Annotated in this window: 18 protein-coding genes and 2 tRNA genes; 10 read left to right on the forward strand and 10 right to left on the reverse strand. The window is 63.1% G+C overall.

Annotated elements, in window-relative coordinates; all coding sequences use genetic code 11:
- Positions 1–122: 122 nt before the first annotated feature.
- From CFR72_RS06795 to CFR72_RS06805, 3 genes are all read right to left on the reverse strand, one after another.
- On the reverse strand, positions 123–1,010 hold the full coding sequence (locus CFR72_RS06795) for a polyprenyl synthetase family protein (protein ID WP_110913246.1): 888 nt from the start codon (positions 1,008–1,010) through the stop codon (positions 123–125).
- Between the two features lie 56 nt (positions 1,011–1,066).
- Complete coding sequence (locus tag CFR72_RS06800) at positions 1,067–1,297, reverse strand: exodeoxyribonuclease VII small subunit (protein WP_110913247.1); 231 nt, start codon at positions 1,295–1,297, stop codon at positions 1,067–1,069.
- Between the two features lie 159 nt (positions 1,298–1,456).
- A complete protein-coding gene (locus CFR72_RS06805; RefSeq protein WP_110913248.1) occupies positions 1,457–1,699 on the reverse strand; it encodes a sulfurtransferase TusA family protein in 243 nt (80 codons plus the stop codon).
- 134 nt (positions 1,700–1,833) lie between these two features.
- On the opposite strand from CFR72_RS06805, the gene CFR72_RS06810 reads away from it, so the two are divergent.
- A complete protein-coding gene (locus tag CFR72_RS06810; RefSeq protein WP_110913249.1) occupies positions 1,834–2,685 on the forward strand; it encodes an ROK family protein in 852 nt (283 codons plus the stop codon).
- Between the two features lie 57 nt (positions 2,686–2,742).
- Here the strand turns inward: CFR72_RS06810 and CFR72_RS06815 are convergent, their stop codons facing one another.
- On the reverse strand, positions 2,743–3,510 hold the full coding sequence (locus CFR72_RS06815; protein WP_110913250.1) for an RlmE family RNA methyltransferase: 768 nt from the start codon (positions 3,508–3,510) through the stop codon (positions 2,743–2,745).
- Positions 3,485–4,642 (reverse strand): Ppx/GppA phosphatase family protein, encoded by a 1,158-nt coding sequence (locus CFR72_RS06820; protein ID WP_407716840.1) that lies wholly within the window; start codon positions 4,640–4,642, stop codon positions 3,485–3,487. Before CFR72_RS06820 ends, CFR72_RS06815 begins: the two co-directional genes overlap by 26 nt.
- A gap of 178 nt (positions 4,643–4,820) precedes the next feature.
- Here CFR72_RS06820 and CFR72_RS06825 point away from each other — a divergent pair.
- The 4 genes from CFR72_RS06825 to CFR72_RS06840 all read left to right on the forward strand — a co-directional run bounded on the left by CFR72_RS06825 (position 4,821) and on the right by CFR72_RS06840 (position 8,097).
- Positions 4,821–4,894 (forward strand) — tRNA-Gln (locus CFR72_RS06825).
- 223 nt (positions 4,895–5,117) lie between these two features.
- Entirely contained in the window at positions 5,118–6,212 is a 1,095-nt protein-coding gene (locus CFR72_RS06830) for a glycosyltransferase family 4 protein (RefSeq protein WP_110913252.1), read from the forward strand.
- 229 nt (positions 6,213–6,441) lie between these two features.
- A complete protein-coding gene (locus CFR72_RS06835) occupies positions 6,442–7,956 on the forward strand; it encodes a YifB family Mg chelatase-like AAA ATPase (protein WP_110913253.1) in 1,515 nt (504 codons plus the stop codon).
- 66 nt (positions 7,957–8,022) lie between these two features.
- A tRNA-Val gene (locus CFR72_RS06840) sits at positions 8,023–8,097 on the forward strand.
- 182 nt (positions 8,098–8,279) lie between these two features.
- On the opposite strand, the gene CFR72_RS06845 is transcribed toward CFR72_RS06840, so the two are convergent.
- The 3 genes from CFR72_RS06845 to CFR72_RS06855 form a co-directional block, all read right to left on the reverse strand.
- Entirely contained in the window at positions 8,280–8,522 is a 243-nt protein-coding gene (locus CFR72_RS06845; protein ID WP_110913254.1) for a hypothetical protein, read from the reverse strand.
- Positions 8,523–8,668: 146 nt separating this feature from the next.
- Positions 8,669–10,555, reverse strand: a complete 1,887-nt coding sequence (locus tag CFR72_RS06850; protein WP_110913255.1) for a hypothetical protein — start codon at positions 10,553–10,555, stop codon at positions 8,669–8,671.
- A 48-nt stretch (positions 10,556–10,603) separates the two neighbouring features.
- Positions 10,604–11,581 (reverse strand): mitochondrial fission ELM1 family protein, encoded by a 978-nt coding sequence (locus CFR72_RS06855; protein WP_110913308.1) that lies wholly within the window; start codon positions 11,579–11,581, stop codon positions 10,604–10,606.
- A gap of 84 nt (positions 11,582–11,665) precedes the next feature.
- On the opposite strand from CFR72_RS06855, the gene CFR72_RS06860 reads away from it, so the two are divergent.
- Positions 11,666–12,805 carry a DEAD/DEAH box helicase gene (locus tag CFR72_RS06860; RefSeq protein ID WP_110913256.1) on the forward strand — a complete coding sequence of 380 codons (1,140 nt, stop codon included), beginning with the start codon at positions 11,666–11,668 and terminating at the stop codon, positions 12,803–12,805.
- 178 nt (positions 12,806–12,983) lie between these two features.
- Positions 12,984–14,045: a M14 family metallopeptidase gene (locus tag CFR72_RS06865; protein ID WP_110913257.1), complete on the forward strand. Its 1,062-nt coding sequence runs from the start codon at positions 12,984–12,986 to the stop codon at positions 14,043–14,045.
- Positions 14,046–14,229: 184 nt separating this feature from the next.
- On the opposite strand, the gene glyA is transcribed toward CFR72_RS06865, so the two are convergent.
- Positions 14,230–15,516, reverse strand: a complete 1,287-nt coding sequence (glyA, locus tag CFR72_RS06870; protein WP_110913258.1) for a serine hydroxymethyltransferase — start codon at positions 15,514–15,516, stop codon at positions 14,230–14,232.
- Between the two features lie 177 nt (positions 15,517–15,693).
- Here glyA and CFR72_RS06875 point away from each other — a divergent pair, with 177 nt between their 5' ends.
- The 3 genes from CFR72_RS06875 (at position 15,694) to CFR72_RS06885 (ending at position 19,247) form a co-directional block, all read left to right on the forward strand.
- A complete protein-coding gene (locus CFR72_RS06875) occupies positions 15,694–17,175 on the forward strand; it encodes an amino acid permease (protein WP_167400318.1) in 1,482 nt (493 codons plus the stop codon).
- Positions 17,176–17,279: 104 nt separating this feature from the next.
- The gene (hemB, locus tag CFR72_RS06880) at positions 17,280–18,275 is read left to right on the forward strand and encodes a porphobilinogen synthase (RefSeq protein WP_110913259.1); all 996 of its coding nucleotides are present in this window, start codon (positions 17,280–17,282) and stop codon (positions 18,273–18,275) included.
- Between the two features lie 198 nt (positions 18,276–18,473).
- The gene (locus tag CFR72_RS06885; protein WP_110913260.1) at positions 18,474–19,247 is read left to right on the forward strand and encodes an arginyltransferase; all 774 of its coding nucleotides are present in this window, start codon (positions 18,474–18,476) and stop codon (positions 19,245–19,247) included.
- A 91-nt stretch (positions 19,248–19,338) separates the two neighbouring features.
- Here CFR72_RS06885 and parC read toward each other — a convergent pair whose 3' ends face one another.
- On the reverse strand, positions 19,339–21,561 hold the full coding sequence (gene parC, locus CFR72_RS06890) for a DNA topoisomerase IV subunit A (protein WP_110913261.1): 2,223 nt from the start codon (positions 21,559–21,561) through the stop codon (positions 19,339–19,341).
- Positions 21,562–21,574 lie beyond the last annotated feature (13 nt).

Here is a 21,574-nt window from a genome sequence, read left to right on the forward strand (position 1 = left end):
GCTCCACCGAAAGGTTGCGCATGTCATGCGGGTAACGCACACGGTCCAGTTGCGCAAAACGGCCCAGCGTCGGGATCGAGCCCCACCGGTCCGCCTCGGTGGTCGGGGTATCAGTCATGCACTCAGTTCCTGCGCTCTACCACGTAATTCACAAGGTCACGCAGGCGATCGGCCTCGGACCCGAAGATATCGAGATGTGCCTCGGCCTGCGCCGCGATGCGACGCGCCTCACGCGCGGCACCTTCCACGCCAAGGAGGGCGACATAGGTCGATTTGCCGGCCGCCTCATCCTTGCCCGCCGTCTTGCCGAGTTCCTCGGCGCTCGCCGTGGCGTCAAGCACGTCGTCCGCCACCTGGAAGGCCGCGCCAAGGTCACGCCCGTAGGCCGCGATGCGCTCGCGCACATCCGGCGCGGCCTGCCCGAGGATCGCCCCGGCTTCCGCCGAATAACGGATCAGGCAGCCGGTCTTGAGCGCATGCAGGCGCGCCACTTCGTCAAGCGAGAGGGAACGGCCTTCGCCTTCCATGTCGATCATCTGCCCGCCGACCATGCCCGCAGCCCCCGACGCGGCGGCCAGTGCGGTGACAAGGTCGATGCGCACACCGGCGTCGGCATGGGTCGCGGGATCGGCAAGGATGCCGAACGACATGGTCTGCAGCGCATCGCCCGCCAGGATGGCCGTCGCCTCGTCAAACTTGCGATGGGTGGAGGGCTGCCCACGGCGCAGGTCGTCATCGTCCATGGCCGGCAGGTCATCATGCACCAGGGAATAGGCGTGCAGCATTTCAACCGACGCCGCGGCGCGATAGGCCCCGGCCTCGTCCACCCGGAACATGCTGGCGACCTCGGCCACCAGATATCCGCGCAGGCGCTTGCCGCCGCCAAGGGTGGCATAACGCATGGCGTCGATCAGGCGTGCTTCGCCCCCCTTGACCGGGGGCAGCAGGCGATCAATCGCATGTTCGATGGCTTCGGCCCGCGCGGCAAGGGACGCACGCAGACGGACCATACGGTCCTTGCCGTCTTTTTCGGGCGAGGGTGCTGTTGTTTGGCTCATCTGACGCATCAATCCATAGATTTCGCATCCAGCGTACGGTCGGTGCGCTGGATGATCGCCTGAACGCGGGCCTCGGCCTCGTTCAACCTGGTCTCACAATACTGTCGAAGGGCAGCGCCACGCTCATATGCCTTGATGGCATCTTCCAGCCTGAGCTGACCGCCTTCCAACTGACGGACAATGCCTTCCAGTTCGGCAAGCGCGTCCTCGAAGGAAAGGGAAGTCAGGTCATCTGTCATCGGCGTGTCACACTTTCATCATCATGGTGGCGCAGGAATTACAACTTTGGGCGGCCTTCTGCCAAGGGGACATATCAACTGATTGTCCCGCACCGTGGCGGCAACAGGTTACGGCATTTTACGTGAATACATATCAATCCCGGGTCGGTCCATAAAAAACTATTTATTTTCAGCATCTTGCTTTCTGCGGATGACAAAGGACAGCGTTCCGCCCTCTTCACCGAATGCGATGAGCGCATGCCCGGTCTCCCGACAGAAGGTCTGAAAATCGGCAACCGACGCGCGATCCGTGGCCATGACACGCAGGCGGCCACCGCCGGGCATGCCACGCAATATCCGGTTCGCCTTCAGTACGGGGAGTGGACATGTCAGTCCGCGTGCATCAAGTAGGATTTCGTTCATGCCACGCCTGTTCCTTATGATACGGGCCCATCCCCGGCATGAGGGATGGGGCGGGGTTTGAAGTCTGAGCCAATTCGGATCATAAAAGAAAATCAAGCCATGGATGTAATCATGACGCACGAAAGTAGCTGCTTATGGGGCCTTATCGTATTGGAATCGATTTTGGTGGCACCAAGATCGAGATCGCGGCCCTGGGCCAGGACGGCAGGGAACTGGTCCGTCGCCGGATTACCAATCCCGGCAATTACAGCGGCGCCATCCGTGCCATGTGCGACCTGATCGCGGGCGTGGACCAGGAACTGGGCGGGCAGGGCAGCGTGGGAATCGGCATTCCCGGTTCCATCAGCCCCGACACGAACGTCATCAAGAACGCAAACGCCACATGGCTGAACAACCAACCCCTGCACAAGGACATGACCGAGGCCCTTGGCCGGGATGTCCGGGTGGAAAATGACGCCAACTGCTTTGCCCTTTCCGAAGCCATCGACGGGGCGGGGCAGGGATACAGGACCGTATTCGGCGTCATCATCGGCGCGCATCACATCGCTGGCGAATGGGGGCATGTGCCGCTGCCATGGCCACGGCTGGAAGAATTCCCCATGCCCAAATGCTTCTGCGGCAATGAAGGCTGCATGGAGCGGTTCCTCAGCGGTTCGGCGCTGGCGCAGGACTGGAAAGGGCCGGGACATCGCAGCGCGGGCGGAATCGTGGAAGCGGCCGAAGGCGGCGACATCACGGCCATCGGGGCGCTGGACCGCTATATGGAACGCATGGCGCGCGCCTGTGCGCTGGCGATCAATTTCCTCGATCCCGATGTCATCGTGCTTGGCGGTGGCGTCTCGAACATCAAGGAGATCTATGAACGCGTCCCGCCGATGATGCGGCGTTATGCGATCACGCCGAACTGCAACACCCCGATCGTCAAGAACGTCCATGGCGACAGTTCGGGCGTGCGGGGTGCGGCATGGCTGTGGAATACGCCGTAACCTTTCGCCGGCCCCGTCCTCCGGCCCGGCAGGGCAGGGGATGGGGCATTGGCGGATTCAGGCGGACTCGCGCCCCCGGAAATCGGTGGCGATGACATACAGTTCACTGGATTCCTTGCGGCTTGCCGGTGGCTTGGCGTGCCGGACCTGCCCGAAGGAACGCTTCAGCGCCTGAAGCATCTGCTTTTCCGATCCCCCCTGGAAGACCTTGGCGATAAAGCTGCCACCCGGCGCGAGGATCTGGATTGCGAAATCCAGCGCCAGTTCGGCAAGGCCGATGATGCGCAGGTGATCGGTCGGCGCATGGCCGGTCGTATTGGGGGCCATGTCCGACATGACCAGGTCCGGCGCACCATCGAGCAGTTCACGCAGGCGATCGGGCATGTCGGGATCGTTGAAATCCCCCTCGATGATCGTGGCGCCGGGAACGGGGTCAACCGGCAGCAGATCAACACCCACGACATGGCTTGCGCCACGCTTGACCGCCACCTGCGCCCACCCGCCGGGTGCCGCACCCAGATCGACCACCCGCATGCCCGGCCGGATCAGGTGGAAGCGATCGTCAAGTTCTATCAGCTTGAAAGCCGCGCGCGACCGCCATCCCTGCTTCTGCGCAGCCTGCACGTAGGGATCATTAAGCTGGCGCTGGAGCCAGCGATGCTGCGCCGTGGTGCGCCCGCGCGCCTTCTTGACGGTAACGGTCTGGTTGCGGGCGGAGCGGACGGCACCTGAATCCGCACTTGCGAGGGATTCGCCGGGGGTCAGGCTGCTGGTGCGTGATTTTCCCGGAATTCTGGGCTTAGGGTCTGCTGGGCGTCGTTTCATGTAAGGGACCGCTCGTCGGCTTCAGCTTGTGCCGGACAGGAGAAAAGGAAGAAGGTACCGGCTGAAAAGCGATACGCGAACTCCTGTCAATCATGCGCAAAAGCATGCCGTCACGCAATCCTCGATCCGCCACGACCACCTCGGGCACCGGCCACGCCTGCTGGATCGCCTCGAAAATCGCACAGCCCGCCATGATGTAACGCGCGCGGTCCGGACCGATCCCCACATGGCCGGACAATCCCGCCCGATCCATGCCATTAAGCCGCCGGATCACCTCCAGCGCCTGCTCCATCGGCAGGGTCGCGCCATCAATCATGGCGCGATCATAGCGGACCTGCCCCATCGCGACACTTGCCAGGGTCGTCACCGTACCACTGGTACCCATCAGCACGACATTGCCCGATGAGATTTCGCGCCGGATGCAGTGGACGTCCTCGAAAGCCTCAAGCTGCTGGCGCACCATCGCGACCATGCGCCCGTATCCTTCGGGCGTGAATGCCGCATCGCCAAGCTGTTCCGATATGGTGATGACGCCCACCGGCAGGCTCAGATACCCGATCAGGGACTGCCGCCGGCGCGCATGGTCCGTGCGCACCCATGCGATTTCCGTCGATCCGCCGCCAATATCAAACAGCAGCGCGCGTTCGCGCAGGGGAGAAAAACGGCCGTCATGCAGCAGGGAGGCGCAGCTTCTCAGGGCAAGTTCCGCTTCCTCCCGCGCGGAGATGATGGAAATGGACAGGCCGGTCTCGTTACGGATACCATCAAGGAACGCCAGGCCGTTTTCGGCGCGGCGGCAGGCCTCGGTCGCGATGGCGGTATATTTCCTCAGGCCCGCGCGGCGCATCCGCACGGCACATGCGCGCAGGGCGTCGGCCGTACGCTCCATGGCTTCATGCCCGAGGCGACCGGTATGATGCAGCCCTTCGCCAAGCCGCACGACACGGCTGAAACTGTCAATCACGCGAAAACCACGCCCGGCGGGCGCGGCAACCATCAGGCGGCAGTTATGCGTTCCCAGATCCAGCGCTGCGTACAGGGGGGCGGCAGACGGAAGACGCCTGAAATCAGACATCCCGAACATCTGCGGGCCTTGTCCCGGCGCAGCGGGACGGGGAACGTCGTGGAGCATGCGTGCAATCCTTTGCCTTTCAAGGCATTCCATCATTGTGGGGACTGTCCTGCATTAAACGCAAGTCAAATATGTGATCTTGTGAAAAGATCGAAAAAAGGTGGTTGCACACCCCCATCACCGATGCTATCACCCCTTCACCGCAACGACGGTGCCCCTGCCACACAGGCAGGACTGCTGGGGGATAGTTTAGCGGTAGAACTACCGGCTCTGACCCGGTCAGCCCTGGTTCGAATCCAGGTCCCCCAGCCAACATTTCCTTCGATAACATAATGATTTTCCAGCCACTCAGCCTGAATGGCGTGTTCCGTCATGGGATGTGCGTGGCAAAGGAATGGGGCAGTCCTCCATGTTTCCTGACATCCGGTTCCAGGGAACAGGGATGCAGACGGGGCGCCCGGATCAGATACTGTTTTTCCGTCGCATCTTTGTTAAAACCGCGCATTGTGGAAATGTGAACGGAACCTGACGAATAATGCGCATTGCCTATATCATAAACTCCCTTGAGGGCGGCGGCGCATGTTTCCCGGTTCCCGCCATCACCTCCGTCTTTCGCAAGGCCGGGCATGAAGTTGTCGTATTCGCCCTGTCGCGACGTGACGGACTGGCGCTGCCACGACTGGAGGAGGCGGGGCTCCGGGTCGAGATCTGTCCGGCCGGGGAAAAACAGCAGGTCCAGACGCTCCGCTGGCTCAACCGCGCCCTGACAGCGTGGAAGCCGGACCTTTTATGGACGTCACTCATCCGTGCCACGCTGCTGGGGCAACTGCTTGGCGCACGCCATCGCTGGCCGGTGGTCAGCTGGCAGCACAATGCCAATCCCAAACCCATCAACCGGCGCCTTCTGCTGTCCATGCGCAGGCTGTCCTGTTTCTGGGTCGGGGATTCGCAGTTCGTCACCGATGAAACGCACAGGATCCTCGGCATCCCGCGCGACCGTCTGGCATGCTGGCCGATTTTCTATGCCACCCCGCAGGCACCGCAGGCGCAGCCATGGCAGAAAGGGGAGGTCATCCGCATCGGGTCACTGGGCCGCCTGTCGCGCGAAAAGGGATATGGCGACCTGTGCGCCGCGCTGGCACTGGTGCAGAAAGCCCGGCACAACCTGCCGCCTTATGAAATCACCATCCGCGGTGAGGGGAATCATCGCGCCTTCATCGAGGAACGGTGCAGGGCGCATGGCCTCGACATGATCCACTTTCCTGGCTTTGTGACCGATACGCGCGGTTTCATCGCGTCACAGCATATGTATGTACAGCCATCGCGCTGGGAAGGGTTCTGCGTCGCCATGCACGAGGCCATGCAGGGGGGGCTTCCCGTGCTTGGCACCACCGTGGGGGAAATGCGCTATTCGGTGCAGGAGGGGAAGACTGGCTGGCGCGCGGCACCGCGCGACCCGCAATCGCTGGCGGATGCCCTGATCCGGGCGCTATCACAGCCGGAACGTTTCCACGAAATGGGGCAGCAGGCACGCAATTACGTCTGCACCCAGTTCAGCGAGGAAAACTTTACAGAGGCGGGGATGGGTATTCTGAAACGCGTGCAGGCAATTACAGGTCTGCATAAATAATGGAAAAGCCAGCGTCAGGTGATCGGACACGATGGCTGGCGCTGGCGACTGACATGACGGATGCGAAGCCGCATCCGGGCACGCCGGAATTCGTCCCCGTTCGGTCTGCTCCAAAAGTCTCATAATATATATTATGCCAACAAATCTATCCGGGCGGACTGAAATTGGCGCTTTGCGCCGCATTCCGGCATCATGGACACTTACTGACTGACGGATTGAATTCTGACCGATGGCTGACACGTTGCTGGCATGTATCCATGGCTTTGCGTTCTGTGGCATCGACGCCACACCCGTTAAGGTTGAAGTTCAGCTTTCGACCGGACTGCCATCGTTCCTGATTGTCGGCCTGCCGGACAAGGCCGTCGCGGAATCCCGTGAGCGTGTGCGCGCGGCACTTTCCGCCATGGGACTGGCGCTGCCGGCAAAACGGATTGTCGTGAACCTTGCCCCCGCCAACCTTGCCAAGGAAGGATCGCATTTCGACCTTCCCATCGCCCTTGCCCTTCTGTCCGTCATGGGTGTCGTGCCCTATGACATGGCGACGCGCTACGCGGCCCTGGGTGAACTCTCACTTGATGGTGGCCTCAATCCCGTCTGCGGCGTGCTTTCCGCTGCCATGAGCGCACATGACCTGTCGCTGGGCCTGATCTGCCCGCGCGTACAGGGCGTGGAGGCACGCTGGGCCAGCGAGGACATGGACATCCTCGCCGCGGACAGCCTCCCTGCCCTTGTCAACCATTTCCGGGGCCAGCAGGTCCTCACGCCCGTCGAACTCCCCGATTTCAGGCGCGCTTCGTCCGTCATGCCGGCCCCCGACCTTGCGGATGTGCGTGGCATGGAAAGCCCGAAACGTGCATTGGAAATCGCGGCGGCCGGTGGTCATTCGCTGCTGATGTCCGGCCCACCGGGTGCCGGGAAATCCATGCTGGCCGCGCGTCTGCCGGGTATCCTGCCAAACCTGACGGCCGAGGAAATCCTTGAGGTCAGCCGCATCCACAGCGTCAGCGGCCTGCTGTCGGACGGCCATCCCATCATCCGCCCCCCTTTCCGCGATCCCCATCATTCCACCAGCCAGGCCGCCCTGAGCGGAGGCGGCGCCCGCGCCCGACCGGGCGAAGTCAGCCTCGCGCACCGGGGTGTGCTGTTTCTGGACGAACTGCCGGAATTTTCCCGCCATGCGCTGGAAACGCTCCTCCAGCCCCTCGAAACCGGTTCCATCACCATTGCCCGCGCGGCGGCGCATGTCACCTACCCTGCCCGCTTCCAGTTGATTGCCGCGATGAACCCATGCCGCTGCGGATATCTCGGCGATGCGGCACAGGAATGTCGCAAGGCTCCCCGCTGTGGCGAGGATTACCAGGCCCGCATTTCCGGCCCGCTGCTGGACCGCATGGATATGTACGTACGCGTCGAACCCGTCCCGCTGGGGCAGATTGCCGGTCTGGCGCGTGGGGAAAGCAGCGCCGTCGTGGCCGAACGGGTCGAGGCGGCACATGCGCGCCAGGTCCGCCGGCAGGACGGCCTGCGCAATGCCGAAGCCAGTATCGACCTGTTCCCCATTCAGGCCGCGGCGCGCGATTATGCCGTCATGGCGTCGGAACGCCTGCACCTGTCGGCCCGTGGCTATACCCGCCTGCTGCGCGTGGCGCGTACGATTGCCGATCTGGCAACCGCCATGGACATCGAACAGACCCACATTGCCGAAGCCCTCGCATACCGGTTGCGTCGTCCGGTACGAAGATAAAAAATCCTGTCTTCAGGTGCTTGCATCGGAACGAAGGATCGACTAATAACACCTCACCGAGCGGATGGGTGCGTAGCTCAGCGGTAGAGCATCGCCTTCACACGGCGGGGGTCACAGGTTCAATCCCTGTCGCACCCACCATCCGGGCTTCCAAAAAATAAATATGTTGCTGGTATATCCATGACTCTGGGCATGGGTATTTCTTTGGCATGGCGGCAAATACCTGCGTCCGCACGAATCATTATTGCCGCATTCCTGCCGCAGGACGAAACCTGCGACCTGTCCCCTTGTCCGGAACGGATCGCAGGTGGCGTAAGTCCGGATTAACGGACCTTCTTTTCGCCCAGAATGTGGGTGCACAGCGTACGCAGTTCGTCCGCCGTCACGCCTTCGGGATTATGTTCCGCCTTCTTGGCGATTTCCTTTTCAATCCCGGCATGCTCCTTGCCGACATGCGCGGCCAGCATGGTGACCTCCTCACGGGTCAGCAGCTTGGGCTCATGCTTCCCACGGGCGGCGAGTTTCTGCAGATGTTCGGTAGCGGAAGGCGTATGCGAATCGGTCATTTCAGTATTCCTCTGTGATTTCACCACTCTATCGTGGCAATGATCCTCCGGTAAGAAACGCATGGGCATGGCGGGGTCACGTGAACAACGCGAAACCCTGGCCCGCATTTCCTGCATGACATGCATGGAAATTCCGGAATGCCGTGTCAGAACCCGAACATGTGATCGAACGAGAATACGCCATCATCGCGCAGGCGACCGTGATATCCGAACAGGCGGCAGGACTGGTCACGGATCATGACATATCCCCCCGTCCCCGAATGCGCGATGGCGTCCACCCCGAAAACCCGGTGTGGCCAGAGCGTCACCGACCCGCGCGCCGGGATGCTGACCTGCTGCTCCGCGATCTTCGCACCCTTTTCGTCATGCAGGCTCAGCACGGTTTCGGAACTGTCATGCCATGTGGCCGATACGGGATAGATCAGGTGACAGAAACTTGGCGCCTGTCCGGCCCCGGCCTGCAGGAACAGCCGCGTCGTCAGTCCCGGTGGCGGCCCGGAATAGGATTGCGGTTCATTGCGGTAGGTCATGACCGTATTGAAGATATGGGCCCCGAAACTGGTTTCCGCGACATGGCCCGTCAGCAGGTCCTCATAACGTATCAGGGCATGCAGCCAGCCATCCGCCTGTCCGCCCTCACGGAAATCATAGACCAGTTCCCCATGCCCCGCCCGACCGGTGACCTCCGACAGGTCCTGTGCAATCTCATGCCCGCGTGTCAGGCAGCCAAGGAAGCGTGAGCCTGAGGGCTGCCCTTCCTCATCAAAACAGTCGATACGCACCGGCAGCGTCTGCAGCGCATGCGACATCGGCGCGGGCTGCAGGGTCGTGCGGTACCGCGCCGGATCGGGAACGGGAAACGGCAGGAGATATCCCCGCCCGAAAAACCGGGGCGGCAAGGTGACGATGCCCGGATCATGGGCAAGGTCACTGCGTTCCACATTCAGATGGGCGATACGGGTTCCCGTATCCGCACGGATTTCATAACGCGGGCGCACCACATGATGGCCGCCATGGAATTCCAGTTGTTCCGGCCAGGATGCATGTGGGAGGTACTCATTGACGCATACGCCCACCGTTTCATACGGGCCGATGACCCGGTCAATGGGAACCAGCATGTCATGCCCCATGCGGCCCAGCGCCATCGCCCTGGCGGTAACAGGCACCGCATGGCTGTTCTGGACCCACAGGATCACCTGCTCGCCCGGCCGGGGCGCGGGCAGGTTGGCATAGCGTTCGGCGGGCCACGCATTGGCGTCATGGGTCACGGACAGGGTGTGGCTGGCCGCGTCACCATGGATTTCCAGCGCATATTTGACGATATCATGGCCGGCCACGCCAAGGACATGGATGAAAAGCTGCCCCGTAAAGGCAGCCAGCCCGAAACGCCGCCGGACCTCCGCACTGTCCAGCACGATCGACTGCTCCGGTGCGAAGGGGCCTTCGACCCAGCTTGCAAGGGGACGGCCGTCGCATCCGAACAGCCGCAGCCAGATCCTGACATCCCCCGCGCCATAACGCGCCCAGTAGTTGGTGGTGACCAGACGGGTGGACAGTCCATCTGCATCCCGGAAGAACGCATAATTCGTCGCAAAATTGAGACGATTCAGATAGGCGCCGGCCACAGTGAGCATATCATCGGGCAACCGGGCATCAGCCAGCGTGAAGATGTCCATCCCGTCGGGCAGGATGTCACGCAGCCGGATGCAGACCCGCTCATGCTCGAAATCCAGTGCCCATACCGCCCGCACGGGGGCATGCGGCAGGTCGGCCAGCGGGCGGGTCAGGCCGGCGGGCGTGGGTTGCCCGACCTTTTCACAGTCATGGACATAGATGCCTTCGACCTGCATCCCCTCCGGCAGAAGTGCAAGCAGCGTGCGCGCATGGCCCGCCGGGTCATAGATTGCAACCGGCCCCCTGTCGCGCAACATCCGCGCCAGCGCCGCCAGACGCTCCGCCGCCAGGGGGTGGGAGAAAGCCTTGTAGGCGATATTGCCGCCGGTGCGTGCGTCATAGGTGAGGATATCGAGCATACCTGTTTATGTCATAATTACCTGCTGGAAACACGCATAATTCGTGGATCATTTCAGGTTCAGCCTGTGACGCATTTCCTGCGCGATACCCTGCGTGTCATCAAGTGACGCGACCCGCCAGTCACACATGCGCCCCCCGAACATCCGGATACGCCCCGCCTGCGACAGATCCTGCATGAACAGGCCGATCCTGCGCGAACGTCCGGGCAGCGCGGCCACCATGACCGGCGCCTCGGTCGCCACGGCTTCCGAAATCATGGAGACACTGTCCGCTGTCACCACAATGGCGTCCGCGCAGGCCAGGAGGCCGAGATAGGGATTGTCCCCCTCCATGTCCCACACCCACGCCCCCTTCGGCGTCAGGTGGCGTGACAGGATCTCCCGCACCTCCGCACTGGTCCGGCGCGATGGCGTGACCGCCATGCCCACCCCGTCGCGGTCGATCATCCGTCCAAGCTGCGTGGCGAGCGTACGGGCCTCCGCCGCCCCCAGCCGGAAACGTCCATTCCCCCCACCAACAAGGACACTGACAAGCGGGCGTGGCAGGTGGGCCAGACGTGGCGCCCAGACCTGCCGGGCCTGCGCAAGGCATGCGGGGGAGACGCCATGCAGCGCGGTGCGCGACAGCAGCACATTCGGACCTGAAATCTCGTCATGGCGGTTGGCGATCACCAGATCGAACTTCCGCAGGTCCATGCGCGGGTTCTGAATCTGCACCACACGCCCGCCCCGCGCACGCATGGCCGCCCCCACCGCCCCGCCGGTGCCACCGATGCTGATCATCAGGCCCGATGCCCCCATGCAGGCGGACGGCACCTGCAGCGGGCGGATGGCGCGCAGGGGCATGGGCCACCATGATGCGGGCAGATGCCGCCAGCCGGGACGCACCCTGACCGGACAAAGCACGGGGTCCAGCCCCGCGCGTCGGGCAAGGCCGAAGGCCTGCGACTTCATGCCGGCGAAATCTTCGGCAATCACGCCCGCCACAGGTGCGGGCGTGGCATCGGGAATGGAGGAACACGTCATGGCACGCATCTGGCGCACACGGAATCGCAGCGTCAATCCCTTTCCCTTTTGCTGCGGGGGCAAAGCGCGGTATGGCTTGCCCCGATGACCGAAGATCCCTGCGCCTCCTTTGCTGAAACCGGCCTTGCGGCACCTGTGGGCGACAACCTGTCGCGCATGGGGGTACGCATCCCCTCGCCCATCCAGGTACAGGCCATTCCCCCGATTCTGGCCGGGCGGGATGTCGAAGGGATCGCCCCCACCGGCACGGGCAAGACCGTCGCCTTCGCCGCGCCGCTGACGCAGCGCCTGCTGGATGCGCCGCAGGGCCGCACGCCGCATGTGGCGCGTATCGTCTGCCTGTCGCCCACGCGCGAACTGGCCAACCAGACGGGCGGCGCATGGCGTGGGTGCGCCCGGGGCACGGGCCTGAAGGTGGTGGTGACCATCGGGGGCGTGCCAAAGGCGCGGCAGGTGCGCGACCTTGAAGCCGGGGCGGACATCCTTGTCGCAACGCCGGGGCGGCTTGTGGACCTGCTGTCCGATGGCGCGGTCGTGCTGGACAGCACACTTGCCCTTGTCGTGGACGAGGCGGACCGGATTCTCGACCTGGGCTTCATCGACGACATGATGACCATCGCCGCGCGCCTGCCGGTCACGCACCAGACATTGATGTTTTCCGCCACCATGCCCGACGGGATCGTCGATCTGGGCCGGAAGCTGCTGCATAAACCGGTCCGGGTGAAGGTGGATGTCGCCGACGCCCCGCCCCCGCGCATCCGCCAGCAGGTCATGTTCGTCCCCCCCCGGCACAAGCTGTCCGCCCTGGTGTCCTTCCTGTCCACCCATCCGGCGCGACGGGTCCTGATCTTTACACAGACCCGGCGACAGGCGGATGACCTGGCAAAGGCGCTGGGTCGGGACATGGCATGCGGCGTCATGCATGGCGAACATACGCAGGCCCGGCGTGAACGTACGCTGCGTGATTTTCGTGACCACAGGCTGCAGGTCCTGATCGCAACGGATGTGATGGCCCGGGGCATTGACGTCGAGGATGTCACGCTGGTGGTCAATTACGACATTCCCGACCAGCCCGAATCCTATGTGCATCGCATCGGGCGTACGGCACGCGCCGGCCGGCAGGGCAGCGCGCTGTCACTGTGCGCACCGGAGGAACGGCTTGCGCTCAAGGAAATCGAGCGGGTGACAGGCGTGCGGCTGAAGGCGATCGAGACCCCACCCTGACCTGCCGTGTGACCTGTGCGTGACGCTGGCGCATAAATGAACGCGGCATGGATTGCGACCTGCCGCCGAGGCGATAAACTTGCCTGATGACCCCGCCCTCCCGTTCCCGCTGGCATCCTGTAGGTGCATCCTGCGCTGATGCAGGGGACGCATTTTCTGTACGGGGTGGGCTGTACGCATGAAACATGCCCTCCCTGCGGAGCCGGTTCCGATACGCAGCCGCCGCAGCGGCGTCTTCATGGAAACGCTCCCTCCGCCCCCTGCCCCGCTGCCGCGCTTCGAGGTCGGGATTCCTCCGCCCGACCTGTCCGCATGGCGGGAGGGAAACTGTGGCATTCCCGGTGTCATGCATTTCGAAAGCCGTCGCGTCGGGCCGCATGTTGTCGTGGTGTGCCTGATCCATGGCAATGAATATACCGGCGCGATCGTCATGGACGAACTGCTGCGTGCGCGCCTGCGCCCCGGGGCGGGACGCCTGTCCTTCATCTTTGCCAACATGGAGGCACTGGCGCAGTTCGATCACGAACGCCCCGTGGCCTCGCGCTTCATTGACGAGGACATGAACCGCGTCTGGTCCGAAGACACGCTGCGCGGCACACGTTCGTCCCATGAACTTGACCGCGCGCGGCAGATCCTGCCGGTCATCCAGACGGCGGATATCCTTGTGGACCTGCATTCGATGCTGTGGCCCGGCCGCCCGCTGGTCCTGTCCGGGCGCGCGCCACGTGGCATGACGCTTGCCCGCCAGATTGGCGCGACGCCGCTGATCGTTGCCGATGACGGACATGCCGATGGTACGCGCCTGATTGATTTCGCACGCTTTTCCTCTCCCCGGACGCAGGCGCGCGCCTGCCTGGTGGAGGCCGGGCAGCACTGGCAGGCACAGACGCTGCATACGGCGCGCAGGGCCGTGCGCGCGGTGCTGCGCCCATCATGCCTTGTAAAGACGGAGACCGGGGGGCGGAATGTCCGCGAAACAGCGCAGTGCATGATGGTCACGGACCTTGTCCGCGCACATTCCTCGCGCTTTGCCTTTGTCGCCCCTTTCCGGGGGGGGGATATCATTGCCCGGCGCGGCACGCTGCTGGCACGCGATGGCGATGACGAAATCCGCACCCCCTATGACGACTGCATGCTGGTCATGCCCAACCTGAGGCCGGGCCGTGGGCAGACTGCGCTACGCCTTGCGCGCCGCGCGCCCCATGTCACGGACGGATCATCGTCCCATCCCGCGCCCTGACAGACGCGAAGCTCACCAAAACAATCTGGAAAACCAACAAGTTTTCGGGGGCCGCCTTTTTCAAAAAGGCGGCGTCTTCCGAAGCTTTTTGGAAAAAGCTTCACCAAAAACTTTTGATTTCATAAAACCTGTTCCGTGACAGTCAGGGTGTCATACATTCTGGCTGCATGACACCCCGGCCGGATCAGGCATAGATCGGGAAGCGGGCGCACAGTGCCTTGACGCGCGCATGCACGTCCTGCTCCGTCTTCGGGCAGCCTTCTTCACCAACCTTCGCCAGTGCACTCAGCACTTCGTCGATCATCACGCCGACTTCGCGGAATTCCGCAACGCCAAAGCCGCGCGCCGTCGCCGCAGGACTGCCGAGGCGGATGCCCGACGTGATGGCGGGCTTTTCGGGGTCGAAGGGAATGGCGTTCTTGTTCGCCGTGATGCCCGCGCGTTCCAGGCTGCGTTCGGCCGCGCGACCCGTCACCCCCTTGGGGCGCAGGTCCACAAGGATCAGGTGGCAGTCCGTGCCACCCGTGACGATATCGAACCCGCGTTCCACCAGTGTTTCGGCCAGCACACGGGCATTTTCCGCCACCGCCTTCTGGTAGTCGATGAAATCGGGACGCAGGGCCTCGCCAAAGGCCACGGCCTTCGCTGCGATGACATGCATCAGCGGGCCACCCTGCAGGCCGGGGAACACTGCCGAATTGACCTTCTTCGCAAGATCCGCGTCATTGGTCAGGATCAGGCCGCCACGCGGGCCACGCAGCGTCTTGTGCGTGGTGCTGGTCACGACATGGGCATGCGGAACCGGCGACGGATACAGGCCGGCAGCCACAAGGCCCGCGAAATGCGCCATGTCCACCATCAGGAAGGCGCCGACCTCGTCCGCGATCGCGCGGAAACGGGCAAAGTCGATGACGCGGGGATAGGCCGAACCACCCGCAACGATCAGCTTGGGCTTCGCCTCGCGCGCCAGACGTTCCATCTCCTCGTAATCGAGCAGGCCGTCTTCCTTGCGCACGCCATACTGGACCGCATTGAACCACTTGCCGGAATAGTTCGGGGCCGCGCCATGGGTCAGGTGACCACCGGCGGCAAGGCTCATGCCCAGTACGGTGTCGCCCGGACGGACCAGCGCCATGAATGCCGCCTGGTTGGCGTTCGCGCCGGAATGCGGCTGCACGTTGGCGAATTCGGCGCCGAACATCTTCTTGACCCGCTCGATGGCGAGGGTCTCGACCTTGTCCACCTCGACACAGCCACCGTAATAGCGGCGACCGGGATACCCTTCGGCATACTTGTTGGTCAGGACGCTGCCCTGCGCGGCCATGACGGCAGCGGACACCATGTTTTCACTGGCGATCAGTTCAATGCCGTCGCGCTGACGGACCTTCTCCGCCTCAATGATATTGGCGACATCCGCATCGACCTCGCTGAGGGGGGTACGAAAAAACTGCTTCAGGCCTGTCTGGTTCATAGGGTCCGACACCGTTATAATTCTCCATCGTCTAAAGACGGCTGATGCCTTCCTTGTGCAAGAGGGCATGGATACAGCGTTGCTATGTGCCATATCGTGGCGGTTAGACAACGCCAAAATGACGGAGCGTCCTGATTTGATCCTTTCGTGTGTCCCGACTGACGGGAAATATCGCGTATGACGCGCCCTGCACGTGATGGTTTCCTCCCCTCTCTGCTGCGGCGGCAGGACGTGTCGGCCAGGGCCTCCTCGGCCGGGGGACTGAAACGCGTCCTCGGCCCGGTCAACCTGATCGCGCTGGGCGTGGGGGGGACGATCGGCGCGGGCCTGTTTTCCCTGACCGGGATTGCGGCGGCCACCAATGCGGGGCCCGCCGTCGTGCTGTCCTACCTGCTGGCCGCCATCGCGTGCAGCTTCGCCGGGCTGTGCTACAGCGAACTGGCCAGCATGATCCCGATCGCAGGCAGCGCATATACCTATGCCTATGCCGCGCTGGGCGAACTGGTGGCGTGGATCATCGGATGGGACCTCGTGCTGGAATATGCGGTCGGGGCGGCTGCCGTTTCCGTAAGCTGGTCGCGGTATGTCGCCTCCCTCCTTGCCGGATGGGGGGTCGTGATTTCCCCGCGTCTGGTCGCCTCCCCGTTCGAGATGGTGACCATGCCCGACGGGACGCAGGCGCATGGGCTGGTCAACCTGCCCGCCGCCTTCATCATCGTGGCGATCTCTGTCCTGCTGATCCGCGGGATTTCTGAATCGGCGCGGGTCAATGGCATCATTGTCGTCATAAAGCTGCTGATCATTGCCGCGGTGATCGGCTTTGGCCTGCCCTATATCAACGTGGCGAACTATACCCCCTTCATCCCGCCCAATACCGGGGAATTCGGGCATTTCGGCTTTTCTGGCGTGATGCGCGCGGCCGGCACGATCTTCTTCGCCTATGCCGGGTTCGACGCCATTTCCACCACCGCGCAGGAAACGCGCAATCCCGCCCGTGACATGCCGATCGGCATCCTGGGCAGCCTGCTGATCTGCACGCTGGCCTATGTGCTGTTTTCCTTCGTGCTGACCGGGCTGGTCAATTACAAGGACATGCTTGGCGATGCGGCCCCGGTGGCGACAGCCATCGACCAGACGCCCTTCGGCTGGCTGAAGGTCGCGGTGAAGATCGGGGTCGTCTGCGGGTTCACGTCGGTGCTTCTGGTGCTCCTGCTGGGGCAGAGCCGGGTCTTCTACGCCATGTCGCGTGACGGGCTGCTGCCGCGGATGTTCAGCGTGACCCATTCCGTGCGGCAGACGCCGATCTATTCACACCTGTTCTTCATGGTGCTGACCGGAAGCTTTGCGGCGTTCCTGCCAATCGACCAGCTTGCGCACATGACCTCCATCGGCACATTGCTGGCCTTTGCCATCGTCTGCCTGGGCGTCATCATGCTGCGTATCCACGAACCGGACCGCACGCGCGCCTTCCGCGTGCCGGGGGGATATGTCATCCCCGTGCTGGGCATCGTGTCGTGCCTTGCCGTCATGGCGTCGCTCGACGGGCTGACATGGGTGCGTCTGGTCATCTGGCTGGCGGTGGGGATGGTGATCTATCTCTGTTACGGACATCGCAACAGCGTGCTGGCCCGGCAGCCCCCGCCACATGACGGGGTGTAAGGCACCGCGCCACGTTTCATGTCCGCCGGGTTAACGCATCATAATTTGGCATCAGGCCGGGCCGGTTCCATACTTGCCCCGGTTTTTTCAGGAGACTGCAGTTCATGACCATCGGTCGCTTTCCCCACACCCGCCTGCGACGCAACCGCCGGGACAGTTTCACCCGGCGGCTGGTGCGCGAAACCACGCTGACGACCGATGACCTGATCTGGCCGATTTTCGTCACCGAGGGGAGCGACAGCGTCACGGACGTCGCCTCGATGCCCGGCGTGCGCCGCGTCAGCCTCGACCGGCTGGCGGCCCATGTGGAACCGGCGGCGAAGCTGGATATCCCCGCCCTTGCCCTGTTTCCCATCACGCCGGCGGAACTGCGTGACGAAAAGGGAACCGAGGCCCTGAACCCCGACAGCCTGATGTGCCGCGCGGCGCGCCTGCTCAAGCGGGAATTCCCCGAAATCGGCCTGATCGGTGATGTCGCGCTCGATCCCTACACCAGCCATGGGCATGACGGCCTGATCGCGGACGGGTATGTCGTCAATGACCCGTCCGTGGAAATCCTGACCCAGCAGGCCGTGAACCAGGCGGCGGCCGGGATCGACATCATCGCGCCGTCGGACATGATGGACGGGCGTATCGGCTCCATCCGCCAGGCGCTTGATGCGCAGGGGATGCAGGACACGCGCATCATGTCCTACGCCGTCAAATACGCCAGCGCGTTCTATGGCCCGTTCCGTGACGCGCTGGGATCGGGCGGACTGCTGAAGGGCGACAAGAAGACCTACCAGATGGACCCCGCCAACAGCGACGAGGCCCTGCGTGAAGTCGCACTCGACCTTGACGAGGGTGCGGACATGGTCATGGTCAAGCCCGGCATGCCGTATCTGGACATCATCCAGAAAGTGCGGGAGAAATTCGCGGTTCCGACCTTCGCCTACCAGGTGTCGGGCGAGTACGCGATGATCATGGCGGCGATCCAGAACGGATGGCTCGACCGCGACCGCACGATCCTCGAAAGCCTGACGGCCTTCAAGCGCGCAGGCGCCAACGGGGTACTGACCTATTTCGCGCTCGATGCGGCGCGCCTCCTGCTCGAGGGCTGAGCCCCATGCCCCGATGCCGGCGCAGAAGAGATGTGATCGCGCCGGCATTGCGGTTTGTAATGCGAACCTGCCAAAGATACGTTATCATCAGCCCATCGTTCTGTTTTCCTGCCTTTCCACACGGGCATTTTCGCCACGGGCGCCGGGTATCCGGCAAAGGGCATGAAAACGGGCACCGTGAACTGCTGGTGAAACCGTATGACCTATACATCACCACGGCATCCGCAACTGTTCTATACAACTGCGCCGATGCCCTGCCCCTACCTGCCGGAGCGTATGGAGCGCAAGGTCGTTACCGACATCACGGGCCCGCAGGCAGAGCAGCTTCATAACCGGCTGTCCAGTGCAGGATTCCGCCGCAGCCACACGATCGCCTATGCCCCGGTCTGTGCCGGATGCACCGCCTGCGTGCCGATACGCCTGCCGGTTCACCGTTTCCGGCCCAACCGCACGCAGCAGCGTATCTTCCGGCGCAACCATGAACTGCTCAGCATGGACGTGCTGCCCCGCGCGACGGAGGAACAGTTCGCCCTGTTCCGGCGATACCAGCAGTCACGCCATGGCAATGGCGACATGGCGGGGATGAATGCCGCCGATTACCGCAACATGGTCGAGGATACGCCCATCCGGACCTTCATGATCGAATTCCGCGACCGTGAGGGACAACTGGTCTGCGTCAGCCTGCTCGACCGGGTGGAGGATGGGCTGTCGGCGGTCTATACCTTTTTCGACCCGGACATGCCGCGACGCTCCCTTGGCACTTACGCCATCCTGTACCTGGTGGAGCGGGTGCGCATGATGGGACTGTCACACCTCTATCTGGGATACTGGATCAAGGGCAGCCCCAAGATGGCCTATAAATCGCGGTTCCATACCGCTGAAATCATGCGTCGGGGTGTGTGGAGCGAACTTGTCGAACCCCAGCACGACACATCCCATTTCCTGCCGGTGCTGCCGGTTACGGTGGGATAGCAGGGCCTTTTAGTCCCCGGAGACTTTTACGAACATCCTGTTGAGTAGGGAATGAACGTTTCCGGGGACACTTTTTGATCCAAAAACAGGATCAGTCCGCCTTGCGCGGCTTGCGCACTGCCCATGCCGGGGCCGGGCGTCCCATGTCGCCACGTTTTCCCATCTGTTCCTTCATGTCCGACATCGTACGCACGCGCTGCGGGTCGGGCCATGCAACACCGTCCGCCGCCGTGAACACCACGGCGTCACGCAGGTGGCCTTCCTTGTATTTCTGCAGGGCCACGCCAAGGCCACGCGTCATTTCCGGCAACTGTTCCAGCGGGAAGACCAGCATGCGTTTGTTGGTGCCAAGGACAAGGACATGATCCCCCTGCGCCGGCACGCAGACCTGCGCGCTTTCCCCGTCCTTGAGGTTCAGCACCTGCTTTCCGGTGCGCTTTTCCGCCACCATGTCTTCTTCACGTACGATCATCCCACGACCCGCGCTCGACGCCAGCAGGCGCCGGGCATCCTGGGTCACGGGGAAGATCGTGATGATGTCTTCCTCATTCGACAGCTCGATCGTCAGGCGCAAAGGCTGCCCGTCCCCACGTCCACGCGGCAGGTCGGCGGCGCGCAGCGTAAAGGCGCGCCCGTCGGTGGCGAAACAGCACAGCCGGTCGGAACTCTGGCACTCCACGATCAGGCGCAGCCCATCGCCTTCCTTGAATTTCTGCGCTTCAGGATCGACCCCGTGCCCGCGCACCGTCCTGATCCACCCCTTCTGCGACAGGATGACACTCAGCGGTTCGCGCTCGACCGGCAGGGCGGCGGAAATATCGACCTCGGCCGGGGGGGCCGCCAGCGTGCTGCGACGCGCACCCAGCGCACCGCCGCCAAATTTCTTCTGGATCGCCTTGATTTCCGACGTGATGTGCTTCCAGCGCAGGCTTTCCTTTTCCATCAGCGCCAGCAGGCCGGAACGCTCCTCGGTCAGGGAGGCATGTTCCTTGCGGATCTCGGTCTCCTCCAGCCTGCGCAGGCTGCGCAGGCGCATGTTCAGGACCGATTCCGCCTGCAGTTCACTCAGGCCGAACGCCGCCATCAGGGAGGCGCGCGCATCGTCTTCCTCGCGGATGATGCGGATGACCTCGTCAAGGTTCAGGTAGACCGCAAGGAAACCGTCAAGGATTTCAAGCCGCCGGTCCACCGCCTCCAGCCGATGGCGCGTGCGGCGCACCAGCACGTCATGGCGATGGTCCAGCCATGCCTGAAGCACTTCCTTCAGGCTGCGCACGCCGGGCACCTGATCCGCGCCAAGCACGTTCATGTTGAGGCCAAAGCGGCTTTCCAGCGGCGTGGCCCGGAACAGGGTCTCCATCAGGACTTCCGGTTCGATCCCGCGGGATTTCGGTTCCAGCACCAGCCGGATATCAACCGAACTTTCGTCACGGATATCACCAAGCAGGGGCAGCTTCTTCTGCTCCATCAGGTCCGCGACCTGCTCGATCAGGCGTGATTTCTGCACCTGGTACGGGATTTCGGTCACCACGATCTGCCATGTGCCGAAACGCCCCTGCTCCACGCTCCAGCGTGCGCGCATGCGAAAGCTGCCGCGCCCGGTTTCGTAGGCGCGGATAATGGCGTCGCGATCCTCCACAATGGTGCAGCCGGTGGGAAAATCCGGCCCCGGCATGACGTCCAGCAACTGCGCGGTCGTTACCGCCGGGTTGCGGATCAGCAGCGTGGCGGCGGCGCAGATTTCCCCCACGTTATGGGGCGGGATGCTGGTGGCCATGCCCACCGCGATGCCCGCCGCGCCATTGGCCAGCAGGTTGGGAAAGGCCGCAGGCAGGACGACAGGCTCATGCTCCTCACCGTCATAGGTGGGGCGGAAGTCAACGCTGTCCTCGTTGATGCCCTCGAGCAGCGCCTTGGCCACCTCCGTCAGCCGTGCCTCGGTATAACGCATGGCGGCAGCATTATCGCCATCGACGGAGCCGAAATTCCCCTGCCCTTCGACCAGCGGGTAACGCACGGCAAAATCCTGCGCCAGCCGCACAAGCGCCTCGTAAACCGAGGCATCGCCATGGGGATGGTATTTACCGATGACATCGCCCACCACACGGGCGCACTTCTTGAACCCCGCCGTCGGGTCCAGCCGCAACTGCTGCATGGCGAAGATCATGCGGCGATGGACGGGCTTCATCCCGTCGCGCACATCCGGCAGGGAGCGCGACATGATGGTGGACATCGCATAGGCCAGATAGCGCTCGCTCAGCGCATCAACGAGCTTTGTATCCTCAACATGACCACGCGTGACATCGACAGACATGAAAACTCCTCCA

The organism is Gluconacetobacter entanii (assembly GCF_003206495.1).
Classification (GTDB): Bacteria; Pseudomonadota; Alphaproteobacteria; order Acetobacterales; family Acetobacteraceae; genus Novacetimonas; species Novacetimonas entanii.

Coding starts and splice junctions, on each gene's coding strand:
- CFR72_RS06865 (WP_110913257.1), top strand. CDS start 12,984: ATGAAACATGCCCTCCCTGCGGAGCCGGTTCCGATACGCAGCCGCCGC.
- CFR72_RS06850 (WP_110913255.1), bottom strand. CDS start 10,555: ATGCTCGATATCCTCACCTATGACGCACGCACCGGCGGCAATATCGCC.
- CFR72_RS06855 (WP_110913308.1), bottom strand. CDS start 11,581: ATGACGTGTTCCTCCATTCCCGATGCCACGCCCGCACCTGTGGCGGGC.
- CFR72_RS06795 (WP_110913246.1), bottom strand. CDS start 1,010: ATGGTCCGTCTGCGTGCGTCCCTTGCCGCGCGGGCCGAAGCCATCGAA.
- CFR72_RS06815 (WP_110913250.1), bottom strand. CDS start 3,510: ATGAAACGACGCCCAGCAGACCCTAAGCCCAGAATTCCGGGAAAATCA.
- CFR72_RS06835 (WP_110913253.1), top strand. CDS start 6,442: ATGGCTGACACGTTGCTGGCATGTATCCATGGCTTTGCGTTCTGTGGC.
- CFR72_RS06885 (WP_110913260.1), top strand. CDS start 18,474: ATGACCTATACATCACCACGGCATCCGCAACTGTTCTATACAACTGCG.
- hemB (WP_110913259.1), top strand. CDS start 17,280: ATGACCATCGGTCGCTTTCCCCACACCCGCCTGCGACGCAACCGCCGG.
- CFR72_RS06860 (WP_110913256.1), top strand. CDS start 11,666: ATGACCGAAGATCCCTGCGCCTCCTTTGCTGAAACCGGCCTTGCGGCA.
- CFR72_RS06830 (WP_110913252.1), top strand. CDS start 5,118: ATGCGCATTGCCTATATCATAAACTCCCTTGAGGGCGGCGGCGCATGT.
- CFR72_RS06820 (WP_407716840.1), bottom strand. CDS start 4,642: ATGCTCCACGACGTTCCCCGTCCCGCTGCGCCGGGACAAGGCCCGCAG.
- CFR72_RS06845 (WP_110913254.1), bottom strand. CDS start 8,522: ATGACCGATTCGCATACGCCTTCCGCTACCGAACATCTGCAGAAACTC.
- CFR72_RS06810 (WP_110913249.1), top strand. CDS start 1,834: ATGGGGCCTTATCGTATTGGAATCGATTTTGGTGGCACCAAGATCGAG.
- CFR72_RS06805 (WP_110913248.1), bottom strand. CDS start 1,699: ATGAACGAAATCCTACTTGATGCACGCGGACTGACATGTCCACTCCCC.
- glyA (WP_110913258.1), bottom strand. CDS start 15,516: ATGAACCAGACAGGCCTGAAGCAGTTTTTTCGTACCCCCCTCAGCGAG.
- parC (WP_110913261.1), bottom strand. CDS start 21,561: ATGTCTGTCGATGTCACGCGTGGTCATGTTGAGGATACAAAGCTCGTT.
- CFR72_RS06800 (WP_110913247.1), bottom strand. CDS start 1,297: ATGACAGATGACCTGACTTCCCTTTCCTTCGAGGACGCGCTTGCCGAA.
- CFR72_RS06875 (WP_167400318.1), top strand. CDS start 15,694: ATGACGCGCCCTGCACGTGATGGTTTCCTCCCCTCTCTGCTGCGGCGG.